This is a genomic window from Streptomyces sp. P9(2023), assembly GCF_032436795.1.
Taxonomy (GTDB): domain Bacteria; phylum Actinomycetota; class Actinomycetes; order Streptomycetales; family Streptomycetaceae; genus Streptomyces.
In genome coordinates this window covers 1-241 of sequence record NZ_JAUPWM010000801.1, presented here as the reverse complement: position 1 = coordinate 241, position 241 = coordinate 1, and the positions used below count along the sequence as shown (strand labels likewise).

The window sequence follows — 241 nt, the reverse complement described above, 5'->3', positions numbered from 1 at the left end:
CCATGTGCAGGCGGTTGAAGTCCATGCCCACCTTCAGCGGCTCTCGCTCCCGCATCTCCACATCAGCATGGTTAAGCGTGCGCGAGAAGTCGGGGTAGACGCTGCCAGAGCTAAGATTGGTGAACTTCCCCTCAATGTAAGCATCAATCAGGCCAGGTGGATAGCTATTCCGGAGAGACTGGACGTAATCAGGCGGAAGGAATGGATTGCTGTAAGTAGGGGCTTGGATCAGCTCATAACC

Annotated in this window: 1 protein-coding gene; it reads right to left on the bottom strand. The window is 54.8% G+C overall.

Annotated elements, in window-relative coordinates; translation table 11 throughout:
* On the bottom strand, nt 1-241 hold a 241-nt coding region (locus Q5762_RS39490), incomplete at both ends, for a hypothetical protein (protein ID WP_399495655.1).